Source organism: Segatella copri, from assembly GCF_003465495.1.
Classification (GTDB): Bacteria; Bacteroidota; Bacteroidia; order Bacteroidales; family Bacteroidaceae; genus Prevotella; species Prevotella copri_G.
Genome location: NZ_QSAV01000059.1, coordinates 18,198 through 18,611 on the forward strand (window position 1 = coordinate 18,198; position 414 = coordinate 18,611).

At 39.4% G+C, this 414-nt stretch carries 1 pseudogene; it reads left to right on the forward strand.

What is annotated here, in order from left to right:
• A pseudogene (locus tag DWV53_RS13720) lies at positions 1-181 on the forward strand (DNA alkylation repair protein); the annotation flags it as partial.
• Positions 182-414 lie beyond the last annotated feature (233 nt).

Here is a 414-nt window from a genome sequence, read left to right on the forward strand (position 1 = left end):
AATGATGATAGCCTGGTTCTTCGCCACGGCTCTTGCCAAGCAATGGGACGCAACGATTCCCTACATCGAGCAACGCCGCCTTGCACCCTGGACGCACAACAAGACCATCCAGAAGGCCATCGAGAGCTACAGAATCACGCCCGAGCAGAAGGAATATCTGCGGACATTGAAGATAAAATAAATGGAAAAATCAGAAATAGGAAAATAACCATGCATTGTCCATTCTATTACCCCGTACAAAAGTACCACACTTAGCAATATTCGTGGTACTTTTGTACGAAAATAGCTATAAAACTGTTGAAATGTATTAAAAAAGAGAGGATATTAAAAGTTTTCCGTACAAAAGTACCACAATTAAAAATATTTGTGGTACTTTTGTACCAAAATTAGGAGAACAATTATGGAAACAAAGAA